The 16302-nt window shown below is 64.6% G+C and carries 12 protein-coding genes; 1 reads left to right on the top strand and 11 read right to left on the bottom strand.

What is annotated here, in order from left to right; translation table 11 throughout:
* Positions 1–68 precede the first annotated feature (68 nt).
* From ahpF to AC1RQI_RS12010, 10 genes are all read right to left on the bottom strand, one after another.
* On the bottom strand, positions 69–1625 hold the full coding sequence (gene ahpF / locus AC1RQI_RS12055; RefSeq protein WP_481904974.1) for an alkyl hydroperoxide reductase subunit F: 1557 nt from the start codon (positions 1623–1625) through the stop codon (positions 69–71).
* 88 nt (positions 1626–1713) lie between these two features.
* Positions 1714–2277 carry an alkyl hydroperoxide reductase subunit C gene (ahpC, locus tag AC1RQI_RS12050; protein ID WP_416633256.1) on the bottom strand — a complete coding sequence of 188 codons (564 nt, stop codon included), beginning with the start codon at positions 2275–2277 and terminating at the stop codon, positions 1714–1716.
* A gap of 156 nt (positions 2278–2433) precedes the next feature.
* Positions 2434–2802: a nitrite reductase small subunit NirD gene (nirD, locus tag AC1RQI_RS12045; protein ID WP_481904973.1), complete on the bottom strand. Its 369-nt coding sequence runs from the start codon at positions 2800–2802 to the stop codon at positions 2434–2436.
* Between the two features lie 12 nt (positions 2803–2814).
* Complete coding sequence (gene nirB, locus AC1RQI_RS12040) at positions 2815–5352, bottom strand: nitrite reductase large subunit NirB (protein WP_481904972.1); 2538 nt, start codon at positions 5350–5352, stop codon at positions 2815–2817.
* Positions 5353–5385: 33 nt separating this feature from the next.
* Entirely contained in the window at positions 5386–6594 is a 1209-nt protein-coding gene (locus AC1RQI_RS12035) for an NAD(P)/FAD-dependent oxidoreductase (RefSeq protein ID WP_481904971.1), read from the bottom strand.
* 244 nt (positions 6595–6838) lie between these two features.
* Positions 6839–7717 carry an ABC transporter ATP-binding protein gene (locus AC1RQI_RS12030; RefSeq protein ID WP_481904970.1) on the bottom strand — a complete coding sequence of 293 codons (879 nt, stop codon included), beginning with the start codon at positions 7715–7717 and terminating at the stop codon, positions 6839–6841.
* Positions 7718–7734: 17 nt separating this feature from the next.
* Complete coding sequence (locus AC1RQI_RS12025) at positions 7735–8727, bottom strand: ABC transporter permease (protein WP_481904969.1); 993 nt, start codon at positions 8725–8727, stop codon at positions 7735–7737.
* An 18-nt stretch (positions 8728–8745) separates the two neighbouring features.
* Positions 8746–10125 (bottom strand): CmpA/NrtA family ABC transporter substrate-binding protein, encoded by a 1380-nt coding sequence (locus AC1RQI_RS12020; RefSeq protein WP_481904968.1) that lies wholly within the window; start codon positions 10123–10125, stop codon positions 8746–8748.
* A gap of 293 nt (positions 10126–10418) precedes the next feature.
* On the bottom strand, positions 10419–11582 hold the full coding sequence (locus AC1RQI_RS12015; protein ID WP_481904967.1) for a CmpA/NrtA family ABC transporter substrate-binding protein: 1164 nt from the start codon (positions 11580–11582) through the stop codon (positions 10419–10421).
* Complete coding sequence (locus AC1RQI_RS12010) at positions 11575–12201, bottom strand: ANTAR domain-containing response regulator (protein WP_481904966.1); 627 nt, start codon at positions 12199–12201, stop codon at positions 11575–11577. Before AC1RQI_RS12010 ends, AC1RQI_RS12015 begins: the two co-directional genes overlap by 8 nt.
* Positions 12202–12380: 179 nt before the next feature.
* Here AC1RQI_RS12010 and AC1RQI_RS12005 point away from each other — a divergent pair, with 179 nt between their 5' ends.
* On the top strand, positions 12381–15140 hold the full coding sequence (locus tag AC1RQI_RS12005; protein WP_481904965.1) for a nitrate reductase: 2760 nt from the start codon (positions 12381–12383) through the stop codon (positions 15138–15140).
* Here AC1RQI_RS12005 and AC1RQI_RS12000 read toward each other — a convergent pair.
* On the bottom strand, positions 15091–16269 hold the full coding sequence (locus AC1RQI_RS12000) for an MFS transporter (protein WP_416633246.1): 1179 nt from the start codon (positions 16267–16269) through the stop codon (positions 15091–15093). The genes AC1RQI_RS12005 and AC1RQI_RS12000 overlap by 50 nt on opposite strands.
* Positions 16270–16302: the final 33 nt, after the last annotated feature.

Genomic DNA, 16302 nt, shown 5'->3' with positions numbered 1-16302 from the left:
AAAGACCAGCCGCCGTGGGGCGCGGCGGCTGGGGTGGCAATGCACCGGCACCAACACCGTTGGCCGGCTCAGTGGCGGATGAGGTAATCAAACGCACCCAGTGCGGCCCTGGAGCCCTCGCCCATGGCAATCACGATCTGTTTGTAGGGGACCGTGGTGACGTCACCGGCGGCGAAAATCCCCGGTATCGAGGTCATGCCGTGATCATCCGTCACGATCTCGCCATGCTGTGACAGCTCGATGGGCGAGTCCTGCAGCCACTCAGTATTGGGCACCAGCCCGATCTGGACAAATACCCCTTCCACCGCCAGGTCGCGTGCCTCGCCACTGTTGGTTTCCTCATAGGTCAGGCCCGTCACGCGCTTGCCATCACCATTGATAGCCGTGGTCTTGGCGCCCGTGATGACCTCCACGTTGGGCAGACTCTTGAGCTTTTCCTGCAGTACGGCGTCGGCCTTGAGCTCGTCCATGACTTCCAGAAGGAAAACCTGCTTCACCAGGCCGGACAGGTCAATGGCGGCTTCCACGCCGGAGTTACCGCCCCCGATCACGGCCACGTCCTTGCCCTTGTACAGGGGCCCGTCACAGTGCGGGCAATAGGCCACGCCACGGGTGCTGTATTCCTGTTCGCCGGGCACTCCCATCTGGCGCCAACGCGCACCGGTCGCCAGGATCAGGGAACGGCTCTGCAAGCGCGCCCCGGAGTCGAAGACCACCTCGTGCACCCCACCGGTCTCGGTGGCCGGGTTCAGGCTGACGGCACGCTGGACGTTCATCACATCCACGTCGTACTGGCGGACATGTTCCTCCATGGCCGAAACCAGGCGCGGCCCTTCGGTTTCCGGAACCGAAATGAAGTTCTCAATGGCGGCTGTATCCAGCACCTGGCCACCAAAGCGCTCCGCCACCACGCCCGTGGTGATGCCCTTGCGAGCGGCGTAGATAGCAGCAGCCGCGCCAGCGGGCCCACCGCCAACGGCAAGCACGTCAAAGGTGCCCTTTTCGTTGAGGCGGGCTGCTTCACGCTCGGTGGCGCCGGTATCCACCTTCGCCAGGATTTCCTCCAGACCCAGGCGGCCCTGGTCGAAGAAGTCTCCGTTGAGGTAGACGCTGGGGACGGACATCACCTCCCGGTCTTCAACCTCCTGCTTGAACACGGCGCCGTCGATCGCCACATGCTCAATCGCCGGATTCAGGATGGCCATGAGGTTGAGCGCCTGAACCACATCCGGGCAGTTCTGGCAGGACTGCGAGAAATAGGTCTCGAACCTCAGCGGCCCCGGCAGCGCCCGGATCTGTTCAATGGTCTCCTCGCTGGCGCGTGGCGGATGCCCGCCCGTCTGAAGCAATGCCAGAACCAGGGAGGTGAACTCATGCCCCATGGGCAGACCAGCGAAGACCACGCCCGTAGGCCCGTCTTCCCGGTTCAGGGTAAAGGAGGGCCGGCGCGCGTCCTGACCGTCAGTGCGCAGCGTGATCCGGTCCGTGAGCGAGACGATGTCCTCCAGCAACGAGCGCATTTCACTGGACTTGTCGCTGTCATCCAGCGAGGCCACGATCTCGAACGGGTTGGTGACCTTGTCCAGATACCCCTGGAGCTGGGTCTTCAGATTCTGGTCCAGCATGAATACACCCTCACTAAAGGCTTATTGAATCCGGGATGGTGGAGCCGGGGAGACGCGGGCGCCTCCCCGGATCAGGCAATGGCAGGCTTTAGATCTTGCCGACGAGGTCCAAGGACGGTTCCAGCGTCTCTTCGCCTTCTTCCCACTTGGCGGGGCAGACTTCGTTGGGATGCGCGCGCACGTACTGGGCCGCCTTGACCTTGCGCAGCAGCTCCTCGGCGTTGCGGCCGATGTTGCCGGCATTGATCTCTTCGATCTGGATGCGGCCGTCCGGGTCCACAACGAAGGTACCGCGTTCGGCGAGGCCGTCTGCTTCCGACAGGATTTCAAAGTTGCGGGAAATGGTCAGTGTCGGGTCGGCGACCATCGGGAACTGCAGCTTGCCGATGGTGTCGGAGCTGTCGTGCCAGGCCTTGTGCGTGAAATGGGTGTCGGTTGAGACGCTGTAGATCTCGACGCCCAGCTTGCGGAACTCGTCATAGTTGTCCGCCAGGTCACCAAGCTCAGTGGGGCATACAAAGGTGAAGTCCGCGGGGTAGAAGAAGAACACACTCCACTGGCCCTTGATGGTCTCGTCGGACACCTCAACGAATTCGCCGTTGTGGTAAGCCTGTGCGGTAAAGGGTTTGATTTCGGTAGTGATCAGCGACATGGGTTGGAACCTCCTTGGTTTTGACAGTGAGCGCTAACTTTTTTAGAAGATGCTAAACTTTGCCCCTGCCGCCCATCAATCATTTTTGCCGATCCGCCCGATAAGACAGGGCTATTGCCTTGCCCTCTGCCGCCGTGCCTGATCCTGCCAGACCCGTCAGGCGACAGTGGCGGCCTGCCCGCTGCCCTGACTTACCTCAATGGCGTTGCCGGCAAGACGGACGGCGTAGACGTTGAGCCGGTAGTCATCAGGGGCTTCCACGCAACGGCCGTCCAGCAATGAGAAATGCTTCTTGTACAGCGGCGTGGCCACCACGGGTTCGCCCTCAATGTCCCCCACGATGCCCCGGGCGATGATGTTCACGCCCGAGATGGGGCAGTAATTATCCACGGCATACAGTGGCTGTTCCAGCTCCGGAATGTAAAAGATAGCGACCTGGCGGTCCCCGAAGCGGGCGCCAACGCCCGCTCCCGCAACCAGGTCCGTGTCCCGGCCAATGCAGGCCCATTCGTTATGCTGTGTCATGGTGGTTCCTCCTCAGACAGACACCGCTGGAATGCGCTCCAGCTTCTCTTCCGGCGTGGCGGGGCGCGGCTGGTCACGCTCTTCCACGGTCACCACGTAAGGGTCATCCCCGTCTTCGTTAATCATCTGGCGGAAGCGCTTGAGCTTCTCAGGGTCTTCGAGCGTGGTCTTCCACTCGCATTGGTAGTTGTTGATCAAGCGTGCCATCTGCTCGTCCAGTTCGGCGGCAATGCCCAGTGAGTCTTCCATGATCACCTCGCGCACATAGTCCAGTCCGCCTTCCAGGTTCTCCAGCCAGCGCGCGGTGCGCTGCAGCCGGTCCGCGGTGCGGATGTAGAGCATCATGAAGCGGTCGATGGTGCGGATCAGGGTGTCGGTATCCAGGTCCTGGGCCAGAAGGTCCGCATGGCGTGGACGCATGCCGCCATTGCCGGCCACATAGAGGTTCCAGCCGTTCTCGGTGGCGATCACCCCAAAGTCCTTGCTCTGGGCCTCGGCGCATTCGCGGGTACAGCCGCTGACGCCGAACTTAAGCTTGTGCGGGGCGCGGATGCCCTTGTAGCGATGCTCAAGGTCAATGGCGAGCTGCACGCTGTCCTGCACCCCGTAACGGCACCAGGTACTGCCGACGCAACTCTTCACGGTCCGCACCGCCTTGCCGTACGCATGGCCGGTCTCGAAGCCCGCGTCCACGAGCCGCTGCCAGATCGCCGGCAGGTCATTGAGCTTGGCGCCGAAAAGATCCACGCGCTGGCCGCCGGTGATCTTGGTGTAGAGTTCGAATTCCTTGGCCACCTGGCCAAGCGTGATCAGGCTGTCCGGCGTGATCTCGCCGCCGGCGACCCGGGGCACCACGGAGAAGGTGCCGTCCTTCTGCATGTTGGCCAGGAAGGTGTCGTTGGTGTCCTGCAGGCCCACGTGCTCTTCCCGGAGTACGTAGTCGTTCCAGGTGGATGCGAGGATCGAGGCCACGGTGGGCTTGCAGATGTCGCAGCCCAGGCCCTTGCCGTGGTTGCGCAGCAGCGTCCGGAAGTCTTCGATGCCCTCAACCCGGATAATGTGTTCCAGCTCCTGGCGCGAGTAATCGAAGTGCTCGCAGACGCTGTTATCCACTTCCATGCCCAGCGCCGCCATCTCGTGGTCGACGATCTCCTTGAGCTGGCCGGCACAGCCACCGCAGCCGGTACCGGCTTTGGTGGCCGCCTTAACATCGCCCACGGAGGTGTAGCCGTCATACACGCACTGGACGATGTCGCCCTTGGTGACGTTGTGACAGGAGCAGATGCCGGCGGTCTCCGGCAGGGCGTCCACGCCCAGCGCCGGGGCGCCGCCCTCGCTCGCGGGCAGGATCAGTGACTCCGGGCTGTCCGGCAGTTCCAGCCCGTTCAGGGTGTACTGCAGCAGGGTGTCGTAGTAGCTGTTGTCGCCCACCAGCATGGCGCCCAGCAGCTGCTTGCCGTCGGCGGAGACCACCAGCTTGCGGTACTCCTGGGCAATGCCATTGGTGTAGCGGTAGAACCGCGCTCCCGGGTTCTGGTTGCCGTGGGCATCGCCAATGGCGCCCACGTCCACGCCCATGAGCTTGAGCTTGGTGCTCATGTCTTCTCCGGTGAAGGCCCGATCGCCCCCGGTCAGCGTGTCCAGGGCGGCCTTGGCCATCTGGTAGCCAGGGCCGACCAGACCGAAGATGCTGTCGTTCCACAGCGCCACTTCGCCAATGGCGAGGATGTCGGGATCACTGGTGCGGCAGTGATCGTCAATCACGACACCCCCGCGTTCGCCCATGGTGAGGCCGGCCTCCCGCGCCAGTCCATCGCGTGGGCGGATGCCGGCGGAAAACACGATCAGGTCGGTCTCCAGCAGGCGATCGTCCTGGAACACCATCTGGTGACGGGCGTTGGTGCCGTCCTCAATGCGCTGGGTCGCGCGGCCGGTCAGCACCTGCACCCCCAGTTCCTCGATTTTTTCTTGCAGGATGCCGCCGCCCTCTTCGTCCACCTGCACCGGCATCAATCTGGGCGCGAATTCCACCACGGCGGTGTCCAAGTCCAGTTCCCGCAGGGCATTGGCGGCTTCCAGCCCCAACAGGCCACCACCCACCACCACGCCGGTATTGGCGCGGGCGGCAGCTTCACGAATGGCATCCAGGTCGTCCAGGGTGCGGTAGACCAGGCAGTCCTCGCGGTCATTGCCCTCGATGGGGGGCACAAAGGGATAGGAGCCGGTCGCCAGCACGAGCTTGTCGTACGCGAGTGTCTCGCCATTATCGAGGGTCAGGGTCCGGGCCTCCCGGTCAATGTTCGTGGCCGCCGTGTTCAGGCGCAGGTCAAACCCCCACTGGGCGTACTGGTCCGCCGTGGAAAACGCCAGGTCATTGGCGGATTTGCCCTGGAAGTACTCGGACAGGTGCACACGGTCATAGGCGATATGGCGTTCCTCACCCAGCACCGTCACCTGAAACCCGTCCGCCTGCCCGCTTTCGGCCAGTTGCTCCAGGAAGTGATGACCCACCATGCCGTTACCGATCACGATCAGGTTCTGTTTGCTCATGACGTTGTCCTCCGGTTGCCAGCGGGCGCCCATTCAGGCCGCCTCGCAGTATGCTTCGCCAAATGCCAGGCTGGCGCGCCAGGCACTGAGATCCGTTCCCTGGCACAGGTGCTCGAACAGCCAGGGGCCCGTTGATGCGTCGCCATAGAGCACGGCACCCACGAGGCGATTGTTCTTCAGGAAGAGGCGGCGGTATTCGCCACCGCGGCGGTCGTGGTACAGGATGGATTCCGTATCCCCGTCACGGGCGTCGATGTCGCCACAGGAGAACACTTCCACGCCGCTGATCTTGAGTCGGGTGGCCAGGGGCGCCTCGCGGTAGCTCTGGTGGCCGCCACAGAGTCGGTCGGCCAGGACGCCGGCCTGGCGGTGAACGGGCTCGACCAGGCCATAGGTCAGGTCCCCGAACTGGCAGCACTCACCAAGGGCATGGATATGGGCATCACTGGTAGTGAGCGTGGCGTCTACATGGATGCCCCGGGCACACGCGAGCCCGGCCTCCTCCGCCAGCTCGCGGTTGGGCTGGGTGCCGGCGGCGATCACCACCAGGTCCGCCGCCAGTACCCGCCCGTCGGCAAGGTGTACTGCCTCAACCTGCTGTTCCCCCTCAATCCGGGCCACGCCGTTGCCCAGGTGCAGTGCCATGCCGCGCTGGCGCAGGGTGGCCGCCAGCATGTTACCGGCAGCCTCGTCCAGCTGGCGGTTCAGGGGCCAGTCACCGCGATGCACCACCGAGACGCTCATTCCCTGGGCCCGCAACCCTTCCGCGGCCTCCAGGCCCAGGAAGCCACCACCGAGCACAATGGCATGGCCTCCGTGGCGGCTGCGCTGTGTCATCCACCGGGCGTCCTTCAGGGTCCGGAAGCCGGTGACCCCGTCCAGACCGGTCCCCTCGATTGCCGGCATCGCGGGGCGCGAGCCGGTGGCGATCACAAGCCGGTCATAGGGGATGCGGCGTCCCGCCCGCGTGATCACGACCCGGGCACCACGGTCAATCCGCGCTACGCCATCGCCGTTGTGCACATGCATTCCGTGCTCCAGGTACCAGCCGGGCGCGGCCAGCGGTAAGGCTTGCGTGGTGGTTTCCCCCGCCAGCCAGGGCGAGAGCAGGATCCGGTTGTAGGCCAGCTCCGGTTCGTCACTGATCACCGTCACGCGCCAGCCGTGGCGTGTTCCCGCCAGCTGCTCCAGCAGCCGCTGTGTGGCCATGCCGTGACCGATAATGACAAGTTCGCCACCCATTGTGTCCTCCAGGGGGTTGCCCCAATAAAAAAGGCGCCTGCCAACCTTCCCGGAGGAAGACTGATCAGGCGCCAATGCCCTTCATGGTTCGCAATGTCCGTGTCCTGAGACACATCCTTCTGGATGCAGACGGCGTGCCAACATTGACCCCACCGTGAATCAGCCACTTACACACCCAGTCTCTTCTCACCCGGGCGCAACCGGGAGCCCTGCTGGTGCACGGCTGGGTACTGTTGCACCAGAATCAGGCGTTAACGGCTCCAACGCCCGACGCCGCTGGGGTCTCCCCCTCGCCCGTGCTGTCCGGCCCCTCACGCTTGGGCATGGGGGTGACTTTCTGCTGCTTTTCGTAAAGGAAGCTGAGCACGGCCTGGCGGCAGCGGTTGTATTCCGGGCAGTCCGCCAGCGCCACACGGTCCCGTGGCCGCTCCAGTGGCACGTCCAGCACCTCACCGATGGTAGCCGCGGGGCCATTGGTCATCATCACGATGCGATCCGACATCAATACCGCCTCATCCACGTCATGGGTGATCGTGATGACGGTATTATTGAGTTCCCGCTGAATGGCCATGAGCGAGTCCTGGAGGTGCGCCCGGGTAAGCGCGTCCAGAGCGCCGAAGGGTTCGTCCATCAGCAGCACCTTGGGCTGCATGGCCAGGGCGCGGGCAATACCCACGCGCTGGCGCATGCCCCCGGAGAGCTCATCCGGGCGCTTGTCGAGCGCGTGGCCCATGTGCACCAGTTCCAGGTTGTGGATGATCCAGTCACGGCGCTGGCGGCGCGTCATGGAGCGACGGAACACCTGGCGCACCGCCAGTTCCACGTTGCCGAAGGTGGTCAGCCAGGGCATCAGCGAATGGTTCTGGAAGACCACGGCGCGCTCCGGACCGGGCTCGGTAACCTCGCGCCCATCCAGCAGGCAACCACCCCGGTTGGCCTGCATCAGGCCAGCGACGATGTTGAGCACCGTGGATTTGCCACAGCCGGAATGGCCGATCAGGGAGATGAATTCCCCCTCGGCCACGCGCAGATTGACATCCTCCAGAGCCGTGAAGGACCCACCCTTGACGGGAAAGCCCATGCCCACGGAAGACAGTTCGAGATGGGGACGTGAATGAGTCATGGGGAAACCTCCCTCGTTCAGTGTGTAGCGCTGGCGCGCTTCCAGGAAAGCAGGCGCTGCAGCATCAGCATGCCGCGATCCAGCACCAGCCCGATCAGGCCAATCACGATCACGGCCACCATGATGCGGCCCAGTGATTCGCTGCTGCCGTTCTGGAATTCGTCCCAGACAAACTTACCCAGGCCCGGGCTCTGGGCCAGCATCTCGGCGGCGATCAGCACCATCCAGGCGATGCCCAGTGACAACCGCAATCCGGTGAAGATCATGGGAATGGCGGAGGGCAGGACCACCCGCCAGACATGGGTGAAAAAGCCCAGCCGCAGGACCCGGCTGACATTGCGCAGATCCTGGCTCACCGCGTTCACACCCATGATGGTGTTCACCAGCGTGGGCCAGAGGCTGCACAGGGCCACCGTGATCATGGAGGTCACGAAGGCCCGCGAAACCATGGGGTCCTCAACGGTGTAGGTGGCGGACACCACCAGTGTGACAATGGGCAGCCAGGCCAGCGGCGAGACCGGCTTGAAGACCTGGATAACCGGGTTCACCGCCTCGTACAGGTACCGGTTCAGCCCCACCACGATGCCCAGCGGGATGGCCAGCAGCGACGCCAGGATGAAACCGGTGAACACCGTCCCCAGGCTCGTCAGGGTCTGGTCGATGAAGGTTTCCTTGCCACTGTAGGGCCGGATGCGGACCTCCGCGTCCGGGTTACGCTCCAGGATCTGCGCATTGCGCTCCTTCTGCATTTCAATGAACTCGGCCGCCCGCTGCTGTTCCTCGACATGATCCGCCCAGAGATTGCCCGCCTGCTCCCAGACGTCGGCGGGCCCGGGCAGACTGCCCAGGGAGGTGGTCACGTTCTGTGCCGCCAGCTGCCACAGCAGCAGGAAGACGAGCACACCGAGCACGGGCATGGTGATGGAGCGCACCAAGCCCTGGGGACTGAACCCGGCCATTTGCTGTTTCACAAAGTCGGTGATCCGCGCCACCGGTGCTGTCTGTTGCATAACGCCTCCTTGGATTGATCAGGGCGTTTCGTCGCCACTGAGGCCGATATCGAAACTGTTGATGTAGGCGTTGGGCTTGCGGCCGTTGTAGGCGTGGCCATCGATGAAGTTGTCCTGCACCGGCTTGAAGCCGTCGATCTCGTCGAAATCCGGGAAATCGGAGGGCTCCATGGTGCCGTCCGCCACCAGCGAGCGCGCCGCCTTCTCGTAGACGCCGGGCTTATAGACCTCGCGCGCTTTCTCCATGTACCAGTCGTTCGACTTGTGCTCGGGGATCTGGCCCCAGCGCCGCATCTGGGTCATGAACCAGATGGCATCGCTGTAGTACGGGTAATTGGCGTTGTGGCGGAAGAAGACGTTGAAGTCCGGCTCCTTGCGCACATCGCCGGGCTCGTACTCAAAGGTCCCCGTCATGGAGTTGGCGATTACGTCTTCATCCGCTCCCACGTAACGCGAGTCCGACAGAATCTCGACCGCTTCCTCGCGGTTGGCGTTGCCGTTCTCATCCAGCCAGTGGGCGGCCCGGATCAGCGCCCGCACCACGCGCAGGTGGGTGTTCGGGTTCTCCTCGGCCCATTCACGCGTGACCCCGAATACTTTCTCCGGGTTGTACGGCCAGATGTCGTGATTGGTGACCACCGGCACCCCGATCTCCATGGCCACCGCCTGCTGGTTCCAGGGTTCGCCCACGCAGTAGCCCTGAATGGTGCCCGCCTCCATGGTGGAGGGCATCTGTGGCGGCGGGGTCACCGACAGGCGGACATCCGCGCCGCTGCGCCCGCTGTTATCCCCTTCCTCAGGGTCATAGAGACCGGGATGAAGCCCTCCAGCAGCCAACCAGTAACGGATCTCGTAGTTGTGCGTGGACAGCGGATACACCATGCCCATATCAAACGACTCGCCTTCTGAGCGGGCTTGCTCCACCACCGGTTTCAGCGCCTCGGCGCTGATGGGATGCGCAGGCTTGCCATCCTCGCGATTGGGAACATGGGGACGCATGGCCTCCCAGACGTCATTCGACACCGTGATCGCATTGCCGTTCAGATCCATACTGAACGCGGTCACGATGTCGGACGAACCACCGCCAACGCCGATGCTGGCCCCGATGGGCTGACCGGCCAGCATATGGGCGCCATCCAGCTCCCCGCGGGCAACCCGGTCCTGGAGCACGCGCCAGTTCGACTGGGCTTCCAGGTCCACGAAGAGACCCTCGTCAAAGAAAAAGTTCTTCTCTTTGGCAATGGCCAGCGGGGCCATGTCGGTCAGCTTGATGAACCCCAGCTTGAGGTCCGGCTTCTCGGCGGGCCCGATCGTTTCGGCGCCCACCGGCAGGGTACTGATCAGGCCTGCCAACAACAGTGCACCCGTACCACGCTTGATCTGCCTGTTCCCGTTCATGAGACTGTCTCCCTCTCAACAACCCAAAAAAAAGCGCCTACTCCCATCCGGGAGCAGGCGCCTTTGCCATCACACATCATTCTCTGGTGTGCAGTTCCCTCTGCACTCGGTCGCCACGCCAGTCCGTGCCATGGCGAACCGTCATCCGTTCCGTGGCCACCCTCCTGAAGCAGGAAGCGTGCCACGTTATTATGTTACTGATTCAAAAAAGATTTCCTGAAATTCTAATAGGCCTGCCCCGTTGCTGGCGAGCGATTCGGGTGCAGCACCACGGCCCTGTGCACCGGCGCGGATCAGCCGCTGCCCCCGGTGGCGATCAGGGCATCGGAAGCGACCTCGACCTGGCCTCGACCGCCCTCAACCACAAACGGCTGGCCGTGTTCGCCCTCCTCCTTGTAGTCCATGGCGGGCGCATCCAGACCCAGGCTGTGCGCCACCCGGCGGTACAGGTCGGGACGGAAGATGGCGTCCAGATCCGGTGAGCCAGACACCTGTGTCCCCTGACCGCTCAACCGCATGCGCGAGAGCAGCCACTGCGCCTGGGATAGCCAGGGGAAATTGGCGCTCTGGCGGAAAAAATGCTGCTGAACCCGGGGATGGAACAGCCACTGACCCGGAGCCCCCATGGGCTCAATGGCATGACCCAGGTAGTCCGGTTGCACCAGATGACGGTAGACCGTTTCCCGATTGGCCGGGTCATCCAGCCAGCGGCAACACCGGACCAGCGCCCGCATCAGCGCCTGGGTCTGCTCCGGGTTGGCCTCCGCCCAGTCCCGGCGCAGACCCAGGCGTTTCTCGGGGGCGTTCTGCCAGACCTGGCAGCCGGTGGCCAGGATCCGGCCAACACCGTGGTACTCCATCAGCGAGTTCCAGGGTTCCCCAACACAGGCCAGATCAACACTGCCTTCGGCCAGGGCCGTCATCATGTCCGGCGGCGGCACGGTCACCAGTTCCAGGCCTGCTCCGGGCTCAAGGCCGCCACTGGCCAGCCAGTCGAGAAGCTGGAGGTAGTGGCTGGACCAGGCGTAAACAATCCCCAGCCGCACCGGCTGGCGGCTGGACGCCACGACCCGCCCCAGCGCGCGGGCTGCCCCGGCGGGTTCGGACAGGTTGAAGCCCGTGGCATCCAGCTGCTCATGCAGGGCGCGGCTGGCCGTGATGGCATTACCGTTGCGGCTGAGCACCATGGGACTGATCACCGGGCATGGTGGCGCCCCAAGCCCCATGTTGATGGCCAGGGTCATGGGCCCCAGCATTTGCGCACCATCCAGCATGCCCACGCCAACCCGATCCCGCAGGCTGGACCACGAGGGCTGGCGGTGAAGACTGACGCTCAAGCCCTCCTGCTCAAAAAATCCCGCCTCCCGAGCCATGATCAGGGGCGCTGCATCCAGCAGCGGAATAAACCCCAGGCGGATGCCGTTGTCCGTTGCCATAATGTTCATCCCGTCACTCATCCATCGCCTCCGGGGATCCGGCACCCTCGCCGCCTTCAAGCGCCTCAATCAGCTGGCGCGCGACCTCGCTGAGTTTCTGGTTCCGGTCCATTGCCAACTTGCGCATACTGTGGAACGCCTCATCTTCGGAACATTTCTGCTTCTTCATCAGCAACCCCTTGGCCCGCTCAATGTCCTTGCGGTCCTCCAGCGCCGTTCGCGTTTCCTCAAGCTGGTTGCGCAGGGACTGGAAGGCCTCAAAGCGCGCAACCGCCACCTCCACGATCGGCTTGACCCGGTGCTGTTCCAGGCCGTCCACAATGTAGGCGCTGACGCCCGCGCTCACGGCCTGCTGGATGGTCTGGCTGTCGCTGTCGTCGCTGGCAAAGAACACCACCGGCCGGGGCGCATGCTCATTGAGCGCTGACATGGATTCGATGGTATCCCGATCCGGGGAATCCATATCGATGATCACCACATCCGGCTCCTCCTGGACCACGGCCGCCACCAGCCCGCGCGCGCTGTTGCGCTGGCCCACCACCTGGTAGCCCTCGGAGGTCAGCGCATCGCACACCATCGCTGCCCGCTCCGGTTCATTATCCACCAGCATGACTCGCACACCGTTCTGATCCGCCGACATGCTTCACCCTCAATCTCGATTCGGCCGTCCCACAGCAAAAGCCACGCCAACCCTCAGTGAAGCCCTCAAAACCGCTTCCAGAGCCCATCACTGCCCCAACACAGTGCAGCCTGCCCCGTAACGGGACACCAGCAGGCCCAACAGCCCCGGTTACAGGCCATTCAGAGCAGGCACGGGAAATGCTTGATGAAACGCAAATCTGCGTCATCACAGACAACGGGCACCGTGGCCCGGTCGCTACCCCTGTTCCGGGGATCGGCGGCCGGGCCTTTTTTATTCAGGGAGACTCCATCATGGGCTGCAAGACCACCTGCCCCTACTGCGGCGTCGGCTGCGGTGTTGAGGCCAACGCCGAGGGCGACGGCCTCGCCCCCGTGCGGGGCGACCCCGATCACCCTGCCAATGCCGGGCGGCTTTGCGTTAAGGGCTCGGCGCTGCATGAAACCCTCGGCGCCCAGGACCGCCTGACGCGGCCCCGAATCCAGGGAAAGGACACGGACTGGCAGGAAGCGATCGCCTACCTGGCCGGTGAAATGGGCCGCCTGCGGCGGGATCAGGGAGGGGAATCCATTGCTTTTTACCTCTCTGGCCAACTCCTGACCGAGGACTACTATGTGGCCAACAAGTTCGCCAAAGGCTTCATTGGTACGCCCCATGTGGATACCAACTCCCGGCTGTGCATGTCCTCCGCCGTCGCCGCCCACAAGCGCGCTTTCGGGGAGGATGCGGTGCCAGGCTGCTACGAGGACCTGGAGCTGGCTGACCTCCTGGTGCTGGCCGGAGCGAATCCCGCCTGGAACCATCCCATCCTCTACCAGCGCATGCAGAATGCGGGCGCCGATAGGCCTGACCGGCGCATGGTCGTCATCGACCCGCGCCGGACCGCTTCCTGTGACCAGGCTGACCTTCACCTTGCCCTGCGGCCGGGCACCGATGCCATCCTCTGGAATGGACTTCTCTGCTGGCTGGCCGATACCGGCACGCTGGATGAGAACTGGATCAACGCGCACTGCAACGACCCCCAGGCGTCCCTGCAGGCCGCCCGCGACAGTGCGCCGGACCCGGAAACGGTTGCGGCACGCTGTGACCTGGCCCTGGAGGATGTACGCACCTTCTTTGAATGGTTCGCGGCCACCCCGCGCACCACCAGCTTCTGGTCCCAGGGCCTGAACCAGTCCCGATCCGGGACCGACAAGGCCAACGCCATCATCAACTGCCACCTGGCTACCGGCCGCATTGGCCGCCCGGGCGCGACGCCCTTCTCCATTACCGGCCAGCCCAATGCCATGGGCGGCCGCGAGGTTGGCGGTCTTGCCAACCAGCTGGCCGCCCACATGGATTACGACACACCCAGCGCCCGGGAGGCCCTGACCCGGTTCTGGCAAGCGCCGGCCCTGCCCACGGGACCGGGCCACAAAGCCATTGACCTGTTTGAGGCTATTGAGCGCGGTGAGATCCAGTGCGTGTGGATCATGGCCACCAATCCCCTGGTCTCGCTCCCGGACCCCGAACGGGCACGCAACGCCCTGGCGCAGTGCCCGCTGGTGATCGTCTCGGACTGCGTGGCGGACACCGACACCCTGGCCCTGGCGGATGTGGCCCTGCCGGCCATGGGGTGGGCCGAGAAGGACGGTACTGTGACCAACTCGGAACGCTGTATCTCGCGCCAGCGTGGCCTGGTTCCCGCCGTGGGCGAGGCCCGCCCGGACTGGTGGATCATCAGCGCCGTAGCCCAGGCCCTGGGATTCCGGGATGCGTTCGACTACGCCGGCCCCGCCGCCATATTCCGGGAACATGCCCGTGCCTCAACCCTGTCCGGACACCCGGGACAGCAGTTCAACCTGGCGGCGCTGGCAGACATGACGGATGCGGACTATGACGCCATGGCCCCCGTCCGCTGGCCGGTCACACCCACGCACCCCAGAGGGCGTGCCCGGCTGTTCGAAGAGGGCGGCTTTGCCACCCCGGACGGACGCGCCCGCTTCATGCCCACCCAGCCGGCCAGCGGCACCACGGTTTCCCGCCCCCTGCGGGTGACCAGCGGGCGCATTCGCGACCAGTGGCATACGATGACCCGCACCGGCCGAGCCCCGCGCCTGCTCCAGCACCTGTGCGAGCCCTTCATCGAGGCAAACCCGGAGGACCTGACAGCGCACCGTATCAACAACGGCGACCTGGCCTGGCTCAGCAACGGCCAGGGCCGGTATCTGGGCCGGGCACGGGCCAGTGAGGGCATGCGGCGCGGGGAGGTCTTCATTCCCATCCACTGGAACCATTGTTTCACCGCCCACGGACTGGCCTCGGCGCTGTTTCCGCGCGTGACGGACCCGTTATCCGGCCAGCCGGAGACCAAGCACAGCACCGCCACGCTGCAGCCCTTCCACGCCCAGTGGCACGCACGGCTGATGGGAGGCGGACCGGAACAGTGGCCGCGCAACCTTTACTGGGCGCGGGTGCCGTTGTCCCAGGTCACATGCTGGCACCTGGCCGGCAACACCACGGTTGCGGATTGGCCGGGCACAGCGCGGCAGTGGCTGGGCCGCCATCCGGACTCGGAAATGCGGGATCCGGGGGCGGGCCGCTACCGCGCCGCCTGGTACGAAGGTGACCAGCTGCAGGCGGTCCTGCTGGTGGAGCCGACCAATGACTTCCCGGGTCTCGATTGGCTGGACAGCCTCTTCCAGGCCCCCCGGCTGGATGACAGCACCCGGCGCCGTGTGCTGGCCGCCCGCGACAGCGACCAACCCGACCCCGGGCCCATTGTCTGTTCCTGCTTCCAGGTGGGCGAACGCCGGATTGAGGAGGCCGTGGCGGAAGGCTGCGATTCAGTGACCAGCCTCGGCAAGACCCTGGGCTGTGGCACCAACTGCGGCTCCTGTGTCCCGGAGCTCAGGCAGTTGGTGGCACAATGCCAGCCTGAACCCTCAGATGGTGGATAACCACCAGTACGGCGGCCAGCGGCCCCAGCAGGTAGAAGGCGGCCATGGCATGGTTGGGAGCCAGTTCGAGCATGAGGCCGCCCACAAGGGTACCGCTGCCGAAGCCGATGGTGTGGACGCTGATCATGCGTCCGGAAACCTGCCCCTGGGCGTCCGGGCGCCGCGCCCGCAGGATGCTGCCGTACCAGGGGGCGGCCAGCGTCAGCCCGGCCGTGATCAGGCACACCGCTGCCCCCACCCCGAACACACCAGACGCGGCGGCCAGCAATACGCCACCCAGGGTAAAAACACCCAGCCAGACCCCGCACAACAGTCGGGGCGTGGGCGACAACCAGCGGTTCCCCAACGGCCCTGCCACAATGGCGGAAACGGAGGCTGCCATCAGCGCCGTTCCCGTCCATTGCGAGGCCGTGACCGAATCCACGCCCACCAGGTTCTGGAGGTAGGGGCCAAGCGCGAACTGGAGCTGCCCTACCCAGAGCGTAATCATGAACCCAAGCCCATAGAGGGGCCAATCCTCGCTCCATGGCGGGGGTTGCGCCTGCTCCCGGTTGCCACCGGGCTCGGCGGCCACCCCGGCTGCGAAGTACCACTGCATGAACCAGAGCACCACACCGAGCACAACAATCAGCACCAGCCCGAGCGGCAGGCTCCAGATCGCCGCCAGGGCCACAATCCCCGGCCCCAGGACCCGGCCGGCATGGGTTGAGGCCTGGATGTAGGCCAGGGTTTCCGGCCACTGGGAGACCGGCTTGTCCGCAAGGGCGAAACGCTGCGCGGAGGGGAAGACGCCGCCTGTGGCAACGCCATAGACAAGACGCGTCACGATGGCGATGGCCGCGATCCAGATCGGGGCCGACAGGGCCAGAACCGCAGCGATCAACAAGCCATAGCTCACCACCACCAGGCCCATGGTCAGGCGCATCACCGGCAGGGGGCCGTGGCTGTCCGTACGCCGCCCCCACACCGGGCTGCTCACCGCCACCAGGATCAGGCTGGCGGCCACCAGCACGGACCAGAACGCGGCGGGAAGCCCGGTGCGGTCAATAATCCAGGGCAGGGTCGCCAATAGCGAGGACTGGAACAGCCCCATCACCGTGACGGTGGCGACCGCCAGAAACAACTTCATGCGTGCTCCTCCTTAAGCAGACCGGGGCTGGAA

Source organism: Salicola sp. AFF1, assembly GCF_056783195.1.
The sequence above is the reverse complement of the archived record's forward strand: the minus strand, read 5'-3'. Positions and strand labels throughout refer to the sequence as shown.